This window comes from Pseudomonas yamanorum (genome assembly GCF_900105735.1).
GTDB lineage: Bacteria > Pseudomonadota > Gammaproteobacteria > Pseudomonadales > Pseudomonadaceae > Aquipseudomonas > Aquipseudomonas yamanorum.
In genome coordinates, this window is sequence record NZ_LT629793.1 from 6,310,954 (window position 1) to 6,329,687 (window position 18,734).

General features: G+C 59.5%; 17 protein-coding genes. 11 read left to right on the top strand and 6 right to left on the bottom strand.

The window, feature by feature from the left end:
* Positions 1-73: 73 nt before the first annotated feature.
* From BLU46_RS29425 to BLU46_RS29445, 5 genes are all read right to left on the bottom strand, one after another.
* Entirely contained in the window at positions 74-355 is a 282-nt protein-coding gene (locus BLU46_RS29425; protein ID WP_003208024.1) for a peptidylprolyl isomerase, read from the bottom strand.
* 119 nt (positions 356-474) lie between these two features.
* Positions 475-1,335, bottom strand: coding sequence for a response regulator transcription factor (locus BLU46_RS29430; RefSeq protein ID WP_093210213.1), 861 nt, complete (start codon positions 1,333-1,335; stop codon positions 475-477).
* Positions 1,336-1,391: 56 nt separating this feature from the next.
* Positions 1,392-2,810: an aminotransferase gene (locus BLU46_RS29435; RefSeq protein WP_093208871.1), complete on the bottom strand. Its 1,419-nt coding sequence runs from the start codon at positions 2,808-2,810 to the stop codon at positions 1,392-1,394.
* 25 nt (positions 2,811-2,835) lie between these two features.
* On the bottom strand, positions 2,836-3,936 hold the full coding sequence (locus BLU46_RS29440; RefSeq protein ID WP_093208875.1) for a polyamine ABC transporter substrate-binding protein: 1,101 nt from the start codon (positions 3,934-3,936) through the stop codon (positions 2,836-2,838).
* 104 nt (positions 3,937-4,040) lie between these two features.
* On the bottom strand, positions 4,041-4,535 hold the full coding sequence (locus BLU46_RS29445) for a DUF1543 domain-containing protein (RefSeq protein WP_093208880.1): 495 nt from the start codon (positions 4,533-4,535) through the stop codon (positions 4,041-4,043).
* Between the two features lie 108 nt (positions 4,536-4,643).
* Between BLU46_RS29445 and BLU46_RS29450 the strand changes: the two genes are divergently transcribed.
* The gene (locus tag BLU46_RS29450) at positions 4,644-5,465 is read left to right on the top strand and encodes an aldo/keto reductase (RefSeq protein WP_063029243.1); all 822 of its coding nucleotides are present in this window, start codon (positions 4,644-4,646) and stop codon (positions 5,463-5,465) included.
* Between the two features lie 55 nt (positions 5,466-5,520).
* On the opposite strand, the gene BLU46_RS29455 is transcribed toward BLU46_RS29450, so the two are convergent.
* On the bottom strand, positions 5,521-6,036 hold the full coding sequence (locus tag BLU46_RS29455; protein WP_093208885.1) for an Hcp family type VI secretion system effector: 516 nt from the start codon (positions 6,034-6,036) through the stop codon (positions 5,521-5,523).
* Positions 6,037-6,512: 476 nt separating this feature from the next.
* Here BLU46_RS29455 and tssA point away from each other — a divergent pair, with 476 nt between their 5' ends.
* From tssA to tagH, 10 genes are read left to right on the top strand one after another with little or no spacing between them, the layout of a single operon-like run.
* A complete protein-coding gene (gene tssA, locus BLU46_RS29460; protein ID WP_093208890.1) occupies positions 6,513-8,066 on the top strand; it encodes a type VI secretion system protein TssA in 1,554 nt (517 codons plus the stop codon).
* Between the two features lie 32 nt (positions 8,067-8,098).
* The gene (gene tssB, locus BLU46_RS29465) at positions 8,099-8,596 is read left to right on the top strand and encodes a type VI secretion system contractile sheath small subunit (protein ID WP_093208895.1); all 498 of its coding nucleotides are present in this window, start codon (positions 8,099-8,101) and stop codon (positions 8,594-8,596) included.
* A 27-nt stretch (positions 8,597-8,623) separates the two neighbouring features.
* A complete protein-coding gene (tssC, locus tag BLU46_RS29470) occupies positions 8,624-10,099 on the top strand; it encodes a type VI secretion system contractile sheath large subunit (protein WP_063029249.1) in 1,476 nt (491 codons plus the stop codon).
* Positions 10,096-10,521 carry a type VI secretion system baseplate subunit TssE gene (gene tssE, locus BLU46_RS29475; RefSeq protein ID WP_093208900.1) on the top strand — a complete coding sequence of 142 codons (426 nt, stop codon included), beginning with the start codon at positions 10,096-10,098 and terminating at the stop codon, positions 10,519-10,521. Before tssC ends, tssE begins: the two co-directional genes overlap by 4 nt.
* Entirely contained in the window at positions 10,511-12,286 is a 1,776-nt protein-coding gene (gene tssF / locus BLU46_RS29480; protein ID WP_093208905.1) for a type VI secretion system baseplate subunit TssF, read from the top strand. Before tssE ends, tssF begins: the two co-directional genes overlap by 11 nt.
* Complete coding sequence (gene tssG / locus BLU46_RS29485; protein WP_093208908.1) at positions 12,250-13,257, top strand: type VI secretion system baseplate subunit TssG; 1,008 nt, start codon at positions 12,250-12,252, stop codon at positions 13,255-13,257. Before tssF ends, tssG begins: the two co-directional genes overlap by 37 nt.
* A gap of 12 nt (positions 13,258-13,269) precedes the next feature.
* Entirely contained in the window at positions 13,270-15,834 is a 2,565-nt protein-coding gene (tssH, locus tag BLU46_RS29490; RefSeq protein ID WP_093208912.1) for a type VI secretion system ATPase TssH, read from the top strand.
* On the top strand, positions 15,834-17,366 hold the full coding sequence (locus tag BLU46_RS29495) for a sigma-54 interaction domain-containing protein (protein ID WP_093208916.1): 1,533 nt from the start codon (positions 15,834-15,836) through the stop codon (positions 17,364-17,366). Before tssH ends, BLU46_RS29495 begins: the two co-directional genes overlap by 1 nt.
* 33 nt (positions 17,367-17,399) lie before the next feature.
* A complete protein-coding gene (locus tag BLU46_RS29500; RefSeq protein WP_063029260.1) occupies positions 17,400-17,531 on the top strand; it encodes a hypothetical protein in 132 nt (43 codons plus the stop codon).
* A gap of 17 nt (positions 17,532-17,548) precedes the next feature.
* Positions 17,549-18,730: a type VI secretion system-associated FHA domain protein TagH gene (tagH, locus tag BLU46_RS29505; protein ID WP_093208921.1), complete on the top strand. Its 1,182-nt coding sequence runs from the start codon at positions 17,549-17,551 to the stop codon at positions 18,728-18,730.
* Positions 18,731-18,734 lie beyond the last annotated feature (4 nt).

Here is an 18,734-nt window from a genome sequence, read left to right on the forward strand (position 1 = left end):
CTTCACACTGTCACAGATGCACAACGGCCCACCAAAAGGCGGGCCGCTGTTTTAAACATAGGTGCGGACTGGATCAGTCCTGACGGCTGGTCACTTCCAGCAGGTGATAACCGAACTGGGTTTTCACTGGGCCTTGCACGGTGTTGACCGGGGCGCTGAATACGACGGTATCGAATTCTTTAACCATTTGGCCCGGGCCGAACGAGCCCAGGTCGCCGCCTTGACGGCTGGACGGGCAGGACGAGTTGGCTTTGGCAACTTCGGCGAAATCAGCGCCGCCTTCGATCTGTGCTTTCAGTTCGTTGCACTTGTCTTCGGTGGCAACCAGGATGTGACGGGCGGTGGCTTTGGCCATGAGGGATAACTCCTTGGGTAAAAACGGTGAGCGTACCGGATTCAGGTGGTTATTTCCTGGCAAAGTTCCCCAAGAATGAACCGTAGCCTCACGAGCGCCGCGCCCGGGGGGATGGTGGGTCAGGTGTGGCGGGCCATTACGCCGCTGTGGGTCAGCCAATCGATAAACAGCGCAAACAGCTCCGCCTGGGAGTTGATTTCAAGCTTGGTATACAAATGCTTGCGGTGCATGCGCACGGTTTCCGGGGAAATGCCCAGCACCTGCGCGGTGGATTTCACCGAGTGCCCCCGCAGGATCAGGTGGGCGATCTCCCGTTCGCGCACGGTCAATACGCCGCTGCCAAAATGCATGAACGCCGCTTCAATCTGCTGATGCACCTGGGTCTGGGTGAAAGCCTCGTCGCTGATCACCTTGCACAGCCCGCCCGTGGTGCCGAAGCGCCGCAGCAGTTCACGCACGATGGGGTGGGCGGTTCGTTGCAGCGCCAGTTGTTCATCGCTGAACTGGCCGGCACTCAGCCCCTGGAACATGCACAGGGAAATCTTGCTGTTGGGGCACAGGTCAACGATGTAGTAGCTCTCCTGGGCGCCGCCGCTGCGCAGGTAGTAGGTCTTGTAGTACTCGCTGTTGAAGAAATCGTCCGGCGCGATTTGCGCCAGGTGGTAGAAACCTTCGGCCAGGCCCTTGTCTACGGCGAGACAGAACGGGTCCAGCAGGTAGCCCCGGGAAAAGTAGCGGTTGATGATTTCTTCATAGTGCGGCCGGGGGATGCCTTGCTGGTAGAGCAAGTGCGGCGCCTGGCCCTGGCGCTCCAGGCTGATCATCATCGATTCGATAGGGGTCAGCGCACTGAGGGCGCAGGCCAGGTGTTCAAGGAAGGTCGCTTCGTCGACGTTGGCGAAGGCGTGGGCCAGCGCGCTGTTCCAGGCTTCAAGCACCTGGAAGGACGGGGCAGGGCAGTGATCGGCGTTCTGGCTCATGCCGGCCAGTCTACCCGCCGGCCAGGGCCCCGGCAAAAGCACCGGGGCGCCCAGGCTCATCGGCCTTGATACTCGCCGCTTTGGCGCAGCTCTTCGGCGGTGTCGAGGATGCACTGGCGCAGGATCTCCACCACTTCATCCACTTGTGCATGGGTGATAATCAGCGGCGGCGACATCACATTCAGGTGGCCGATGGGCCGTACCAGCAAGCCTCTGGCCTGGGCCCGCAGGTGGATCTTCTCGCCGATGTTCACCGCGTCCGGCAGCAGCGCCTTGGTGTGTTTGTCGGCGACAAACTCAATGCAGGCCATCAAGCGCTGGCAGCGTACGTCGCCCACCAACGGCAGGCTGGCCAGGGTTTGCAGGCGCTGTTCGAGGTACACGCCGACATCCTCGACATGAGCCAGCAGGTTTTCCCGCTCGATGATCTCGATGTTCTTCAGTGCCGCCACGCAACTCACCGGATGACCGCTGTAAGTGAAGCCATGGGTAAAGCAACGGCCCTTGCCCGGCTCGCCGATCACTTGCCAGATGCGGTCCGAGAAAATACACGCGCCCAACGGCAGGTAGCCGGAAGTCAGGCCCTTGGCGGTGGTGATGATGTCCGGCTGCATGTCGAACACCTCCTGGGAGGCGAAGAATTTTCCCAGCCGGCCGAAGGACGTCACCACTTCATCCGCCACGTACAGCAGGTCGTAGCGTTGGCAGATTTCCCACATGCGCCGGTGATAACCCTTCGGCGGAATGATCACGCCGCCCGAGCCCATGATCGGTTCGGCAAAGAACGCGGCCACCTTGTCGGCGCCGATAGTCAGGATTTTGTCTTCGAACTCATCCACCAGGAAGTCGAGGAACTGCGCTTCGCTCATGCCCTCCGGCGCCCGGTAGTAGTTGGGGCAGGAGATGTGGTGGAACAGGTCGCTCATGAAGTCGAATTCCGGCGCGCGGTCGGCGGCCTTGTTGCCGATGGACATCGTGAGGAATGTCGAGCCGTGGTACGCACTGAAGCGCGAGATGATGTGTTTCTTCGCATGCTTGCCGCGGCTGTTCTGATAGAACTGCACCAGACGATAGGCGGTATCGACAGCCGTGGAACCGCCGGTGGTCAGGAACACATGGTCGAGGTCGCCGGGGGCCAGGCTGGCGAGCTTGGCGCACAGTTCGATGGCGGTGACGTTGGCCATGTCGCAGAACGGGTTGGAGTAGGCCAACTGGCGCACCTGATTGGCGATGGCGTCGGCCATTTCCTCGCGGCCCAGGCCGATATTCGTGCACCACATGCCGCCGACGGCATCCAGGTAACGGTTGCCGGCGGTGTCGTAGATGTAGGCGCCGTCACCGGCCGCGATGTTCAGCGAGCCTTGCTCACGGTGCTCATCGAACATATGGAAGCCGTGCATGTAATGGGCCTTGTCGGCGGCGTCCAGTTGCTCGTGGTCGAACTGGGCGAAAAAAGCAGGATTTGGCAGGGTCATGGCATTTACCTTCAATGGCTGGGTTTCACTTGCCGGTCTTCACGGCGTTCCAGGTACGGGTGATCAGGCGCACGGCGGCTTGGGACTGGCTTTTCTGGGTGAACAAGCGCTGCATCGTCGCCGCGTCCGGGTAGATGGCCGGGTTGTCGCGTATGTCCGCATTTACAAAGGGCTTGGACGCCAGGTTGCTGTTGGCGTAGTGAATGGTGTTGCTGACGCCGGCGATGACTTCCGGTTGCAGGAGGAATTCGATGAACTTGTGGGCATTCGCCACATGGGGCGCGTCGGTCGGGATGTAGAAGTTATCGAACCAGATCAGCGAGCCTTCCTTGGGGATGAAGTAACCCAGGTTGACCTTGGCCCCGGCTTCCGCGGCCCGGGCCTGTGAAGTGGCGTAGTCGCCGGACCAGGTCGTGGCCATGCACAACTCGCCGTTGGCCAGGCCGTTGATAAAGCCGCTGGAATCGAATTTGCGGATGTACGGGCGTACGGCCATCAGTACATCCTGGGCGGCCTTGAGGTCTTTGGGCGCCACACTGTTGGGGTCCAGGCCGAGATAGGTCAGGGCCAGCGGGATCATGTCGGTAGGGGAGTCCATGAAGGTGATGCCGCAGTCGGCAAAGCGCGAAACGATCTTGGGGTCGAAGATCATCGCCAGGGAGCCGATAGGCGCATCCGGCATGCGTTCCTTGATCTTGTCGATGTTGTAGGTCACGCCGTTGCTGCCCCAGGTGTAGGGCGCCGAATAGGTCACGCCCGGATCATGGGTTTCCAGGCTTTTCAGCACCTGAGGGTCGAGGTTGTTCCAGTCGGGCAACAGCGTTTTGTTGAGGGGCTGGAAGGCCTTGGCCTTGATCAGCAGCGGCACCAGGGACGCGTTGAGCACCACCAGGTCATAACCCGAGCGCCCGGAGAGCAGCTTGCCCTGCACGGTTTCGTAGGAGTCGTAGGTGTCGTAGATCACCTTGATGCCGCTGGCTTTCTCGAAGTCGGTGAGGGTGTGTTCCCCGATGTAATCGGCCCAGTTGTAGATGCGCAAGGTGTTGTCCGGGTCGTCAGCGGCCTGGCTGAGGGACGTGGATGCAAGCAAGACAGCGCTGAACAGGGCGATAACGGCTTTATGCATGGTGGACCCACCTTGAAATTGTGCTTGTTGTCAGGCCGAGGGGCTGATTGCACTTTCAGGCAGGTGGTGGGTGGGGCGCCATACCCCGTTCGGGTAGGAGGCGGTCAGGGCAGTACGATGTAGTCGTTTCGCGTGACGACCGGGCGGTGAACGCCCTGTTCCAGGTGGATATAGCGTCCGTCTACCAGGTCGATGGGCAGGCAGTCGTCGATATCCAGCACACCGTCGGTATGGGGTTGGGTCCAGTGGGTGAGCATCTGCCGTTTGCCTTGGGCCGCGGCTTCCCTGGCCGTGCGCGCAACCACCAACAGGTAGTGGTGGGCTTCGCCAAAGATGTTCGATTCATAACCGCCCAGGTTGATGAAGTACAGGCGCGGCGCACCGGCGTTAGGTGCCAGGTGGCTGAGGTGGACTTTCCAGCCGTCGACGCCGTCCACCGTCATCCAGGAATCGATATGCACACCTTTCTGGCTGCCAAACCAGCCCTCGCGCAGTTGCGGGTAGGCGGCTTCCAGGGTGTCGGCCACGGCGAATACCACATCATGCACTTCGATTTTCGCCCGGGGGTGCTTGCCCCCAAGCATGACCACAAACAGCATTGCGCGCCCTTTCTATGGCTGGGATGGAAAGGGCCACCATCCTTCGATTGAACCCTTTTGTCCAGTCGGTGCCACACTGTTAATTCGCGAATTCATCAGGAGGTTGTCATGCGCACCATTGATCTGGCCGGCGTTCCCGTCCCTGTCATCGGCCAGGGGACCTGGCGCATGGGCGAACACCCCGGTCAACGCAGCGCCGAAGTGGCGGCGTTGCAACTGGGCATTGATGAGGGCATGACCCTGATCGATACCGCTGAAATGTATGGCGAAGGCGGCGCCGAAGAAGTCGTCGGCGAAGCGATTCGCGGTAAACGTGACCAGGTGTTCCTGGTCAGCAAGGTGTACCCGCACAATGCCAGCCGTAAAGGTGTTCCACAGGCATGTGAGGCCAGCCTCCAGCGCCTGGGCACCGACTACATCGACCTGTATCTGCTGCATTGGCGTGGGCAATACCCCCTTGAAGAAACGGTGGAAGCCTTCGAACGCTTGCGTGAGGCGGGCAAGATCGGTCGTTGGGGCGTGTCCAACTTTGATGTGGCCGACCTGCAGGAACTGGCGTCCCCGGCCTGCGCCACCAATCAGGTGCTCTACAACATTGAAGAGCGCGGTATCGAATTCGACCTGCTGCCGTGGTGGCAGCAACATAATTTGCCATTGATGGCCTACTGTCCCATCGCCCAGGGTGGCGAGCTGTTGGCCAGCCCGACCCTCAAGCAAATTGCCCGTCGACACGAGGTCACACCCGCCCAGGTTTCCCTGGCCTGGGTCTTGCGCCAGGACGGTGTGATCGCCATTCCCAAAGCTGTGACGCCCGAGCATATCCGGCTCAATGCCGCAGCGGCAAAGCTGGTGCTGGATGAGCACGACTTGGATGCGATTGATCGGGTTTTTGGTGCGCCGAAGCGCAAGCATCCGCTGGCGATGGTCTAGTAGCCGACAGAAACGGCGCCATCCATGGCTTTGCCGTTTCTGTTTCGGTGGGTGCTTAGCCAGCTACCGGGTTGCGCCAGTCATCATGGCCTGAGGTGCCGCATACCTTATGGGTCCAGAGGATTTTCCGGTAAGCGAAATACACATCCTCCAGATGTGTGAAGTGCGAATTGTTCGGGTCCTGGCAGTTGGGCATCCGTGACTGGATGTCCACCAGAATCGCGTCCTCCAGCTCGATGGTGAAGTAGTGCTCCTGGGTGCCGACTGAAGAGGTGCGGTACCACTCAAGGCGGCACTTGACCATTTCCCCGGAGGTCAATGCGTTGAACAGCAGTGGCGAAGACTTATCGAATACCTTGCTGATCATCAGGGGCTTGTGCACTCGCTGGCCGGTGGGCTGGCCGGACTGTGGATCACGGGGAATGATCACCTGATGCTGGAACCCCTGCACCAGAATCTGGTTTTCGTGGCCTTCCTGATAGATGTTGCCGACCGAGTCCTGGGTGAATGTGCTTGCCGTAATCAAGCCTTGCTTGGTGCCGGTGATGGAGAGATACGCGGGTGTTGGCATAACTGGTTTCCTTGCCTGATAAATGAGGTCGCCCCAGTCGGCTGATTTGCCGGCTGGGTAATGCTCGATATCAAGAAGCGTGCCGGAAAGTTCAAGAGCTAATGAAATCAGGGGGTTAAGGTTTTATTGGTTTGTTTTTTAAGAGGTGATGTCGGTTTGGAACTGAAGTTATTTGTATTTGTTTGCGCAGCGGTGTGCAGTTAGTTGCAGCGTACTGATAGGCGGCTTATCCGCAGGGTCTACATTAAACATAAGCGTGCGTGTTGTTCTGATTGTGCAAACTGTTGCGCACCGGCGAATTTTTTATTTTTGTAGGAAATTCCTTAACAGCCGTTTCGTGGCTTGAACAAAGCTTTTTGCATGGATAAGGTTCGTGCTCTTCCCGCCGGGAAGATGAACTTAAAACAGTGTTCTAATGTGCGCTTAAATTGCCGTTAGTTAGCTGAACATGTCCAGGAAGTAAAGTGCAGCCAATAATGGTTTATTCAGACAGGCTTTCCGATTATTACCTGAAACTTGCGCAGGCACCCAACTCGACAGTGAGTTATGCGGGCGCGGATATGCGTTTTTCCACTGAATATGAGGCACTTGAAACCGAACTGGGCAAGACGCATTCCATACACGGTAACAGCCAGCCTGACTGGCAATGGGTAGTGGAAAAAGGCGAGGCTCTGTTACGCCACCAGTCCAAGGACTTGCGGGTTGCTGTCTGGTTGACCTGGGCATTGCATCAGCGTGAGTCCTTTCCAGGATTGCTCGCAGGCCTCGGATTGCTGCGCTACCTCTGTGAGCATCATTGGGCGGTCGTGTACCCGGTCAAACTGCGTACCCGCAGTGCCGCATTTGGCTGGCTGGTTCCGCGCCTTGAGCAGGCGCTTGGGCAACATCTTCCGTTCAAGGAGCAGCGCTCCCTGTTCCACTGCATGCTCGAACACCTGACCCGGCTGGATGAACTATTGACCCAGCATCTCGGCGACGAGGCGCCATCGTTACTGCCGATTCGCAGGCGGCTCTCGGACGGGTTGCAGCAGGCCACCGTGAGTGACTCCCCGCCAAACGGTATCGCAGGGGTAAGCGACCAGGTCAGGCCGGTGGCGACTCAACAGCTGGCCCCCGAGCCTGTGGTGGATAACGAAAAGGACGCCCATAAGCTGCTGCGTGCGCTGCAAGAGAATGCCCGGCCTTTGTCTGCCTGGTGGCAGCGCCAGAATGCCACTGACCTGCGCGCGCTGCGTCTGAACCGAACGTTGACCTGGCTGACGATCACCAGCCTCCCGGAATGTGACAACGAACAGGTCACGCCTTTGCGAGGCCCGGCGCCGGACAAGCTCAAGCGCTACCAGGAGCGCTTTGCCCAAGGGCAACACGCCGACCTGTTGTTGGAACTTGAGGCCAGCCTGGCCTGCGCACCTTTCTGGTTTGACGGCTTGTACAGGTTATGGGAGTGCCTGCAGACACTTCAGGCCGATTTGGCCATGACCGAGCTGGAAGTGCACTTCGCCTTGTTGCTCCAGCGTTTGCCTGGCCTCGTGCAGTTGCGCTTTCACGATGGAACGCCATTCGCTGACTCCGTTACCCGGGGCTGGATCAACACTCAGGTTGTCCGCCATTTGCAAAGTCCGGTGCCAGCCCGGTCGGCACTTGATGCCCAGGCTGCGCCTTGGGACAAAGCGTTGCACGACGTCGTGCCCGTGCTGCGCAAGGACGGATTCAAGGCGGCCGTTCAATCTCTCAAGCAAAGCATGCAAACCGCCACAGGTGAGCGTGCCCGATTTCATTGGCGGCTTGGCCTCGCCAGGTTGTCTGTGCTGGCGGGCAAGCATGACCTTGCCAAAGTCCAGCTTGACCACCTGGACCACGAACTGCAGCAGTCAGGCTTGCAGCGCTGGGAGCCTGAATTGGCGGTTGAGGTGCTGCAACTCCTGCATGGCTGTTGTGACGTGTTGCCGCAAAGCCACTCTGTGCGTGAGCGCAAGGAAGATGTCCATCGCAGGCTGTGCCACTTCGATCTTGAAGCGGTACTTGAATAGGCTTTCGAGCCACCCGAAAAAGGAGAAACACCATGGCGAAAGAAGGTTCGGTAGCCCCCAAGGAACGCATCAATATCACGTTCAAACCCGCCGTCGGTACTGCGCAGGAAGAGCTGGAGCTGCCGTTGAAACTGCTGGTGCTTGGCGACTTCACCCAGCGTGCAGACCCACGCCAACTCGAAGACCGCAAGCCCGTAGGGATCGACAAGAACACCTTTGACGAGGTGTTGGCCAAGCAAGCCTTGAGCTTGACCTTGAGCGTCCCCAATCGGCTCCAGGACTCTGCCGAGCTTGATGAGCTGGCGATCCAGGTCAGGATCAATTCGATGAAGGACTTCAATCCGGCACACCTGGTTGAGCAAATACCCGAGCTGAAAAAACTCATGGAGCTGCGTGATGCACTCGTGGCGCTCAAGGGGCCGCTGGGCAACACGCCGAGCTTTCGAAAGGCGATTGAAAACGCGCTTGCCGATGACGAGTCCCGCACCCGGGTATTGGCTGAATTGGGGCTGGGTAGCCCCGCCGCATGACTCCCTCAGTAAAAGGACACTGACACTATGACTACCAGCCAAAGCCCGTTGCATGCTCGCGCAATGGATGAATGCAGCATTCTCGACAACATCATTGCCCAGACCCGTCTCAGCGCCGACGACGAAGCCTATGGCATCGCAAAGCGCGGGGTGTCGGCATTTATCGAGGAGCTGATCAAACCGCAGAACAGGGACGAGCCGGTCAAGAAGCGCCTGGTTGACCGGATGATTGCCGAGATTGATGCAAGACTTAGCCAGCAAATGGATGAAATCCTCCACCATCCCGATTTCCAGTCATTGGAGTCATCATGGCGCGGCCTGCAGTTGTTGGTTGATCGCACCGATTTTCGTGAAAACATCAAGATCGAACTGCTGAGCGTCTCTCGACAGGACCTGCTGGATGACTTCGAGGACTCGCCGGAAGTTACCCAGTCCGGGCTCTACAAGCATATTTACAGTGCCGAATACGGTCAGTTCGGCGGTCAGCCCGTCGGGGCAATCATCGCCAATTATTTCCTTTCCCCCAGTGCGCCCGACGTCAGGTTGATGCAGTACGTTTCCAATGTGGCCTGCATGGCCCATGCACCCTTCATCGCGGCGGCTGGCCCAGGTTTCTTTGGCCTTGAGAGCTTCACCGGCCTACCTGACCTCAAGGATCTGAAAGACCACTTCCAAGGGCCGCAGTTTGCCAAATGGCAGAGCTTTCGCCAGAGCGAAGATGCCCGTTACATCGGGCTCACAGTGCCGCGCTTTCTGCTGCGTACGCCTTACGATCCCATTGATTCCCCGGTCAAGACCTTCGCCTACCAGGAAAATGTCGCCAACAGCCACGAGCACTATCTGTGGGGCAACACGGCGTATGCCTTTGCCACCCGCTTGACGGACAGCTTCGCCCGGTTTCGCTGGTGCCCGAACATTATCGGCCCGCAAAGTGGTGGCGCGGTGGAGGACTTGCCGCTGCATCACTTTCACAGCATGGGCGAGATCGAAACCAAGATCCCCACCGAGGTGCTGGTATCCGACCGGCGGGAATACGAGCTGGCGCAAGAGGGCTTTATCGCCTTGACCATGCGCAAGGGCAGCGACAATGCGGCGTTCTTCTCCGCCAGCTCGGTGCAGAAACCCAAGTCCTTTGGCATCAGCGCCGAGGGCAAGGTCGCGGAGCTGAACTACCGGCTTGGCACCCAGCTGCCTTACATGATGATCGTCAATCGTCTGGCTCACTACCTCAAGGTGCTGCAGCGCGAACAGCTGGGATCGTCGAAGGAGCGCACCGACCTCGAACTGGAACTCAACAAGTGGATTCGCCAATACATTGCCGATCAGGATAACCCCAGCGCCGAAGTGCGTGGACGACGCCCGCTCCGGGCAGCACGCATTGTGGTCAGCGATGTCGACGGGGAGCCCGGCTGGTATCGCGTCAACCTGAGCGTTCGCCCGCACTTCAAGTACATGGGGGCGGACTTCACCCTGTCTCTCGTCGGCAAGCTCGATAAAGAATGAGTCGCAGCCACGTGATGACCCAAAACCGCAGCCTTTTCGAACGTCTGGATTCCGGCGTGGGACGTAGCCCACAAGGCTGCATCGTGGAGTCCGTGGCGAGCCATCTGGCGAACATGCTCAGCACCCGTGTGGGCAGCGTACAGACGCTACCGGACTACGGGTTGCCTGATCTGAATGACATGCGGCTCAGTCTGCATGACGCGTTGAGCCAGGCCCGTTTCCTGATTGAGCGCTCCATCCAGGCCTATGAACCACGTCTGAAGGATGTATGTGTCAGGGCGATACCTCAGGACCGTGACCCGTTGGCCCTGGCGTTTTCCATCGAGGGTGCGATGGAGGTCGGTGGCCTGACGCAAACGGTCGCCTTTTGCGCAAGCCTGGCTCCCGGCGCACAGGTTGAGGTCAAACCGGATGTCGTTTAACCGCTATTACCAGGGCGAGCTGAGTGCGTTGCGGCAGTTGGGGCGGCGCTTCTGTGAGCGAAACCCGGCACTCGCACCGTTTCTTGGGGCCGCCGGCAATGACCCGGATGTGGAGCGGTTGCTGGAGGGTTTTGCGTTCCTCACCGGGCGCTTGCGTCAGAAGCTCGATGATCAACTGCCGGAGTTGAGTCACTCGTTGATGCATTTGCTGTGGCCCAACTACATGCGACCGCTGCCGGCGTTCAGCATGCTGCAGTTTGACCCGATCAAGCGATCAGGGCCTGCCATCAGGGTCGAGCGGGATACACCGGTGGAAAGCATCGCGATCAACGGTGAACGTTGCCGTTTTCGTACCTGTTACCCGACACAGGTTTTACCGCTGCATTTGGCCGCCTTGGAGTACTCGGTACAGGGCGAGGATGCGTTGCTGTGCCTGCGTCTGGAAATGACGGCAGAGGGTAACTTCAGTGAGTTGGCACTGGGCTGCCTGCGTCTGCATCTCGCGGGAGAGCTGCCCGTCAGCCAGGCGCTCTACCTTGGCCTGTTGCGTCACTTGGACGGGTTTGAGTTACGGCCTTTGGACGGGAATGGGCAGCCGGTTATCGGCGCTGACGGCTTGGCTATCTCATTGCGTCTGTCCAGTAGCGAGATCAGTCCAGTGGGCTTTTCCGAGGAAGAGGCACTGATTCCTTATCCTTTGAATACCTTTCGCGGCTATCGCCATTTGCAGGAGTATTTCGCCTTTCCCGAAAAATACCTGTTTGTCGATGTAGGTGGTCTCGACGTGCTCAACGGGTTGCCCTTTGACCTGCTCAAACAGGTACATGGCCTGGCGCTGCGCTTCAACATGCGTGGCCGCGGCCTTGAGCGACTGACGCCGAGCCTGGACAACGTGAAGTTGTATTGCACGCCCATCGTCAATCTGTTCAAGCACGATAGCGTGCCAATACGCCTTGACGGCAGGCAGGACGAATACCTGCTGTTGCCGGGCGAATACACCCGGGGCAACTGCGGCATATTTTCCGTCGACAAAGTCACAGGATGGCGGCCGGGTGGCCTGGGTTATCAGGAATATGCACCGTTCGAGTCGTTTGAGCACGATTTTGGCAGCGGGTCGCCCAGCTATGGTGTTCGCCTGCGACCATCACTGCAACATACCGGAATGGACACCTGGCTGAGCTTCGACCAACGCCAGGGGCATGATCAGGAAACCCTGTCGGTCGAGCTGACCTGCACCAATCACGACCTGCCACGCCGGCTGCAAGTGGGAGATATCAACCAGGCCTGCGAGCAGACGCCCGAGTTTCTTTCGTTTCGCAACCTCACAGCGGCAACACCCAGTTTTGCGCCCCCTCTGGACAGCGACTTCCTGTGGCGACTGATCAGCAATATGTCGCTCAACTATTTGTCATTGACCGATATCAACGCCTTGAGAGTGATCCTCGAAACCTATGATCTGCCGCGTTATCACGACCGCCAGGTGGAGAAGGTTAGCCGGATAAGGCTCGGTGCACTCCAGTCGATCAGTCACCAGCCGGTGGACCGGTTGCACCGAGGCCTGCCATTTCGCGGCTTGCGGGTTGATCTCACCATCAATCCAGAAGGCTACCTGGGGGAGGGCGACGTGTTTGTCTTTGCCTCGGTGCTCAATGAGTTTTTCGCGCTTTACGCCAGCCTCAACTCGTACCACGAACTGCGAGTCATCAGCACACAAGGAGACGTGTACCTATGGCCACCCCGGATGGGCCAGCAGCCCCTGCTTTAACCGCACTGTCCCGTGAGATTCGCGAGTACTCGGTGTTTCAGGCGGTCGCGCAGATCATCGAGCGGTTGCGTGAAGCGCACCCCTCCCTTGACGAGGAGGCGCTGTACGACCAGTTGGAGTTCCAGGCCAATCCAGGCTTTGGGTTTCCCGGCAACGACATTGACCGGGTGGAGTTTTTTGTCGAGCACGGCCAGTTGCGGGCACGCCTTCGTCTCAATGTGCTGGGGCTTTTTGGTACAGGCTCACCGCTGCCGGCGTTCTATGGCGAGCAAGCTTTTGCCGAAGTATCAGGGGGTAATTCGACGCGTGATTTCCTGGATCTTTTTCACCATCGCCTGCACCGGTTGCTGGTGCCGATCTGGCGAAAATACCGTTATCAGGCGCGCTTTCAAACGGGTGCCTGCGATCCATTTTCAGAGCAGATGTTCGCGTTGGTAGGCCTGGGCGGCAGCGCGATTCGCAGCACCGCTCAACTGAACTGGAAGCGCCTGCTGCCCTACCTGGGACTGCTCAGTCTGCGTGCGCACTCCGCCGCACTGATCGAGACCGTGTTGCGTTATTACTTCAAGCACAGCCGGCTGGTTATCGAGCAATGGGTCAAGCGCACGGTGGTGATTGACCAGGAGCAGCGTAATGACCTGGGTCGCAGCTATAGCACGCTGGGTTCTGACCTGGTGCTGGGGGACCGAATTCTCGACCGCAGCGGGATGTTCAGGGTCCATGTGCTGGCACTGGGCTGGGAGCGATTTCATGATTTTTTGCCCACCGGAGCAGGTTATGAGCCGTTGTGCGCACTGGTGCGTTTCGCCGTCCGGGACCCCTTGGAGTACGACGTGCGATTGGTGTTGGCAGAGGGAGAGGTTCGGCCGTTGCACATTGGTGAGCGCAATGTCTGCCGCTTGGGCTGGACCAGTTGGCTGGGGCATGAGCGAGCTGACGGCGTGGTCACCTTGGCCAGTAAAACTCATTAGGGATTGATGAATATGATGAACGTGGACCTGCAACAACTTATCCAGGTATTGACCGCGCCCACGCGGTGCGACTTGGAGCGCTGCGCCGAACGGTGTGTCACGCGCGGCGGCAGCGAGGTCTTGGTGGAGGACCTGCTGTTGACGCTCCTGGAATATCCCGGCGGTGTACTGATGCGTGCGCTGCAGGATGCGGGTGTGGATGTCGGCGAACTGCATGCGGTGCTGCAACCCCGGACCGACCAGAGCGCCTCCCGTAATCCGGTGTTTTCAAGCGCTTTGGTGCAATGGTTGCAACAAGCGTTACTGGTCGCCCATCTGGAGCTGGGGCGAAGCGAAGTGGAACACGGTGCCTTGTTGCTCGCCTTGTTGCGCAATCCGTTGCAGCACGCGGGTAGCCGTTATCAGGCGGTGTTGAGCAAGCTTGATGCACAGCGCGTGCTCGGTTTTCTCTTGAGCGAAAACCCTCGGACGCCTCCATCTGAAGGGGGGAGTTCATTACTGGAGCGCTTTACTCATGACCTGACTCGCCAGGCTCTTGACGGAAAACTCGACCCCGTACTCTGTCGCGATAACGAAATCCGGCAAATGATCGATACCCTTGCGCGGCGGCGCAAGAACAACCCCATTCTGGTGGGCGAGGCGGGAGTCGGAAAAACCGCGATAGTCGAGGGCCTGGCCCTGCGAATCGTGAGCGCGCAAGTGCCAGAGGTGCTCAGGGGCGTGCGTCTGCTGACCCTGGATATGGGCTTGCTGCAAGCCGGTGCCAGCATCAAGGGCGAGTTCGAGCGCCGCTTGAAAGGATTGATCGACGAGGTCAACGCCTCGCTGCAACCGATCATCCTGTTTATCGACGAGGCCCACACCCTGGTTGGCGCAGGCGGCCAAGCCGGCAGTTCCGATGCTGCGAACCTGCTTAAGCCGGCGCTGGCACGCGGTGAACTGCGTACCATCGCCGCCACGACTTGGTCGGAGCACAAGAAATACTTCGAGAAAGACCCTGCGTTGGCGCGGCGTTTCCAGCCGGTACAGGTGCGCGAGCCGACAGTAGAGGAGGCGGTGACGATTGTGCGTGGGGTGGCCCCGGTGTATGAGGCCAGTCACGGTGTTTACGTGCGTGATGATGCGGTGGTCGCTGCCGCACACCTGAGTGCTCACTATCTGGCGGGCCGCCAGTTGCCTGACAAGGCCGTGGACGTCTTGGACACCGCGTGTGCCCGGGTGCGTATCAGCCTGGTCACGGCACCGGAGGAGCTGCAGCAGCTGCGCGCCGAGCTGACCGAGGGCACGCGGCAGCAACTCGCTATGCGTCGGGACGCCGACGCGGGATTGGCCATCGATGAACAGGCCCTGCAGCAACTCACACTGCGCCTGGAAGAAGTCGAGGCCGCACAGTCACAGCGTGAACAACGCTGGACCCACCAGCGCGACCTGGCCGAGAAGGTACTCTCATTGCGCCAGGAACTGGTCGGAGCCCGAAGCAGCGGCGAAAACATTGAGGTCCTTGAGCGGCTACTGGCCGAAAACCATCAAGCGTTGCAGGCCATCCAGCCCGAACAGCGGTGGGTCAGCTTTGAAGTGTGCCCACGGTTGGTGGCACAGGTGGTCAGTGCCTGGACTGGTATTCCACCGGAACAACTGGCCCGTGAACACAGCGCGAAGGTCTTGAACTTTGCCGAGGATTTGCGCCGCCGCATCCTCGGTCAGGAGTGCGCTGTGCAGGTTCTGGATCGCTGCCTGCGGGCCGTCGCGGCCGGCGTGAACAGGCCGAACGCTCCCGTAGGTGTATTCCTGTTGGTGGGCCCCAGCGGGGTTGGCAAGACAGAAACGGCCCACGCCCTGGCTGACTTGTTGTACGGCGGTGAGCGGTTTGTCACCACGATCAATATGTCTGAGTACCAGGAGAAACATTCCCTGTCCCGATTGATCGGAGCACCGCCCGGCTACGTCGGCTATGGAGAGGGCGGCGTACTGACGGAGGCCGTGCGACAGAAGCCCTACTCGGTGGTGCTGCTCGACGAGGTCGAGAAGGCCGACCCGGATGTCTTGAACCTGTTTTACCAAGTGTTCGACAAAGGCGTAGCCAATGACGGCGAAGGGCGTGAAATCGATTTTCGCAACACCCTGATCCTGATGACTTCCAATCTGGGCGGCCAACGTATCACTGAGCTGTGCGCCGACGGACAGCGACCGGATGTCGAGGTGCTGCACGCCGCTATTCGGCCGGTGCTGACTGCTCATTTCAAACCGGCATTGCTGGCCCGTATGCGCGTGGTCCCGTACTACCCGATAGCGGGCGTGGTGCTGCACCAACTGATCGAGAACAAACTTCAGCGCCTGGGGACGCGCCTGCTTCAGCGCAAGCTGGCCTTCAGTCACGCAGAGGAACTGGTCGAACATATGGCCGAGCGCTGTAGCCACGGTGAGAGTGGTGCGCGGTTTATCGATCAATGGATCGAGGCAAATCTGCTGCCGCAGGTGGTGGATCAACTGCTGGATGCTATGGCCGTTGGCAAGTCTCTGCAGTGTGTCCATGTCAGCCTTGATTCCAACAGCACTCTCCTCTGCGAGTTCAGCTGATGGCGGACAATCTGTTTACTCAGTTGCCCAACCCGCTGGATTACGCCGATGCCTTGCTGGGATGGTTTACCCGATTAGGTATCGATAGCGACGAATCGACATTGGCCGAGGACTTTGCAGCAGGCGCCGCACAGTTGAGCGGGTGTGAACTGAGCCAGTTGTACCTGCTCGATCAAACCACCGGCCGCCTGGATCTGGTTGCCCAGTACCTGCCGGGTGTGTTGCCGCCCGGTGACGTCGCGAACCCGGGAGCGGACTTCAAGAACGAGCAACTGTTGCAATACGTTCTGGAACAGAGCCGTGTACTCAGCCTCACTGAGCTGCGTAGCAGCCTGTATGACACAGGGTTTCTACCGGTGGTCGCATCACCCTGGCAATCACTGCTGTGCGTGCCACTGCTTGGGGAGCACCAGCAGGTATGCGGAATGTTGTTGTGTGCCAGTCAGCGCAGGACGGAACTGGCCGGTTACGGCACCTCGCTGGGCCAATTCGGCCGTTTTGCCTTGAGTCAGCTGGCCATGTTGCGTCGAATGCGCCGGGCTCCAAGCGCGTTGAAAGTGGCTCGCAACACCCCGGGTGCCAGCGCCTATGGCTTGATAGGAAACAGCACCGCGATGGACGAGACGTGCCGTCTGATCGGTAAGGTCGTGCATAGCCCCTACACCGTATTGCTCCGGGGCGAGACCGGCACGGGTAAAGAAGTGGTCGCACGGGCCATTCATGCCGCCGGACCGCGCAGCAACAAGGCATTTGTGGTGCAAAACTGCGCTGCGTTTCCCGAAGGCTTGCTCGAAAGTGAATTGTTCGGTTACCGCAAAGGCGCGTTCACCGGTGCCGAAAGAGACTACGCCGGTTTGTTTGACACCGCCCATGGCGGCACGCTGCTGCTCGACGAAATCGGTGACATGCCGCTGTCACTGCAAGCCAAATTACTGCGGGTGCTACAGGAAGGCGAAATTCGCCCGTTGGGTGCCAATACGGCCCACAAGGTCGATGTACGGATCCTCGCGGCGACTCACCGGGACCTCACCCGCATGGTGGCCGAAGGCAGCTTCCGCGAAGATCTTTATTACCGGTTGGCGCAGTTTCCCATCGAGTTGCCGGCGCTACGCCAACGGGACGGTGATGTGTTGCAACTGGCACGGCATTTCGCCGACAAGGCCTGCGCAATGCTGGGTCGGGCGCCGGTGGGCTGGTCGAGTGCGGCGCTGGATCATCTGTCGAGCCACAGCTTCCCCGGCAATGTGCGCGAACTCAAATGCATGGTGGAGCGGGCGGTGCTGCTGTGTGACGACGAAGTCATCCTGCCCCCGCATTTGTCGCTGTCGTCAAGCCCGACTGCACCGGCTGTTGACTCGACACTGCGCCAGCGCATGGAGCGGGTCGAACGGGTTGTGCTGATCGACTGCCTGCGCAAAAACCGTGGTAATCGAACGCGCACGGCCCGTGAGCTGGGGCTCGCGCGACGCACGCTGCAGTACCGTCTTGCACGTCTGGACATTCCCTTTGGCGACGTCAAGGGGGAGTGCTGAATGGCGCGCCCCTCAAATTCCGGGAGATATCTGATGCCTGTTAGTCAGTGGCAAGCCCTGGTGCTTGTGTTGTTTTTGCTGAGTGGCTGTAACACCAACCATGTCTTTGACGACGGCGACTATCGCCCGCTGGGTGATCCACGGTCCATCGGTCGTGGCCAGTGAGCGCGGGGGAGTTCCACATGCAACTAGTGTTTGAGGTATGCCCTGCGGGGCAAGAAGGGTCAGCGCCGGACCTGCGCAAAACCTTTAAGGGTGTTGGCGGCGTCATAGGTCGTGGGGCCGGTTGTGATTGGACCCTCCCTGATGGCAGTCGCCAGGTTTCCAGTCGTCACGCGGTGGTCAGCTATCGTGACGGACGGTACTTCCTGGCGGACATCAGCAGTAACGGAACCCGCCTGGCAGGCAGCGGCGATCGTCTGCGGGAGGGGCAGGAGCATCCGATAGAGGACGGCACGGTATTTCAGCTGGGGCCGCTGAATATTCGTGCGCGACTGGTCAGTCCGGCGACGGTGCCGGGCCAGGACGGATTACACACGCTGATTCCCGATGATGCATTTCTGGAGCTGGATCCGGTACGGAGACTGGCCAGGGAACTGCAGCTTCAGGACGAGTCGCAAGAGTTGACCGCCCTGACCATGGCCAATCACGAGGCGTTGCGGTGGACGGACCACGCAGCGGCGGACAGGGATCATCTGACGGTTCCCGAACTTGTGGAACCTGCCCCGCGGGTTGGGCCGAGCTTGCCACCGCCACTTCCCAGTCAAGGCTCAGCGCCATTTTGGTCAGCGTTTGCGCAGGCTCTGGGTATCGACCTGGACGCTCTCGATGAGCCGGGAAGAGAGGTGTTGGCGATCAAGGCGGCGGGGCTGCTCAGACAAATGACGGAAGGGTTGCAACAGAGCCTGAGTACCCGCAACGAGCTCAAACTCGAGTTGAAACTCCCACTGACCCAGATGTCGCTCCGGAGTCCCGATCCGCTTAAAGACAGCGTCGACGCCAGCACGGCCTTGGGATTGCTGTTGGGGGCGGGGCAGTTGGGGCAGGTGTCTGCCGAGATGTTCGTTACACGAGCCTATCGCGACATGCAGGCCCACCAGGTGGCTTTGCTGGTGGCCTGCCGCGCGGCGGTACGCGGAACGTTGGCCGCCTTTGCTCCGGGTCAGTTGCTCCTGTGTTTCGAACGTCAGGCGAAGCCCCCGTTGATTTCCCGGTGTGGCGGGCGCTGGCGCGCGTATCAGCGCCACTACCAGGCGCTGATCAAGGACGAGCACTTGAGTGAGGGCCTGCTGGGCAGCGACTTCACCAAGGCCTATGAGGAGCAGATTCGTCTGATTTCAACCCTTCACCGTTATCCAGGATGATCTT

What these genes read in the sequence shown, in the direction of transcription:
- BLU46_RS29455 (WP_093208885.1), bottom strand. Translation starts at nt 6,036, where the DNA reads ATGCCAACACCCGCGTATCTCTCCATCACCGGCACCAAGCAAGGCTTG.
- tssH (WP_093208912.1), top strand. Translation starts at nt 13,270, where the DNA reads ATGATGAACGTGGACCTGCAACAACTTATCCAGGTATTGACCGCGCCC.
- tssF (WP_093208905.1), top strand. Translation starts at nt 10,511, where the DNA reads ATGTCGTTTAACCGCTATTACCAGGGCGAGCTGAGTGCGTTGCGGCAG.
- BLU46_RS29445 (WP_093208880.1), bottom strand. Translation starts at nt 4,535, where the DNA reads ATGCTGTTTGTGGTCATGCTTGGGGGCAAGCACCCCCGGGCGAAAATC.
- BLU46_RS29500 (WP_063029260.1), top strand. Translation starts at nt 17,400, where the DNA reads ATGCCTGTTAGTCAGTGGCAAGCCCTGGTGCTTGTGTTGTTTTTGCTG.
- BLU46_RS29425 (WP_003208024.1), bottom strand. Translation starts at nt 355, where the DNA reads ATGGCCAAAGCCACCGCCCGTCACATCCTGGTTGCCACCGAAGACAAG.
- BLU46_RS29495 (WP_093208916.1), top strand. Translation starts at nt 15,834, where the DNA reads ATGGCGGACAATCTGTTTACTCAGTTGCCCAACCCGCTGGATTACGCC.
- tssB (WP_093208895.1), top strand. Translation starts at nt 8,099, where the DNA reads ATGGCGAAAGAAGGTTCGGTAGCCCCCAAGGAACGCATCAATATCACG.
- tssE (WP_093208900.1), top strand. Translation starts at nt 10,096, where the DNA reads ATGAGTCGCAGCCACGTGATGACCCAAAACCGCAGCCTTTTCGAACGT.
- tagH (WP_093208921.1), top strand. Translation starts at nt 17,549, where the DNA reads ATGCAACTAGTGTTTGAGGTATGCCCTGCGGGGCAAGAAGGGTCAGCG.
- BLU46_RS29440 (WP_093208875.1), bottom strand. Translation starts at nt 3,936, where the DNA reads ATGCATAAAGCCGTTATCGCCCTGTTCAGCGCTGTCTTGCTTGCATCC.
- BLU46_RS29430 (WP_093210213.1), bottom strand. Translation starts at nt 1,335, where the DNA reads ATGAGCCAGAACGCCGATCACTGCCCTGCCCCGTCCTTCCAGGTGCTT.
- BLU46_RS29435 (WP_093208871.1), bottom strand. Translation starts at nt 2,810, where the DNA reads ATGACCCTGCCAAATCCTGCTTTTTTCGCCCAGTTCGACCACGAGCAA.
- tssA (WP_093208890.1), top strand. Translation starts at nt 6,513, where the DNA reads ATGGTTTATTCAGACAGGCTTTCCGATTATTACCTGAAACTTGCGCAG.
- BLU46_RS29450 (WP_063029243.1), top strand. Translation starts at nt 4,644, where the DNA reads ATGCGCACCATTGATCTGGCCGGCGTTCCCGTCCCTGTCATCGGCCAG.
- tssC (WP_063029249.1), top strand. Translation starts at nt 8,624, where the DNA reads ATGACTACCAGCCAAAGCCCGTTGCATGCTCGCGCAATGGATGAATGC.
- tssG (WP_093208908.1), top strand. Translation starts at nt 12,250, where the DNA reads ATGGCCACCCCGGATGGGCCAGCAGCCCCTGCTTTAACCGCACTGTCC.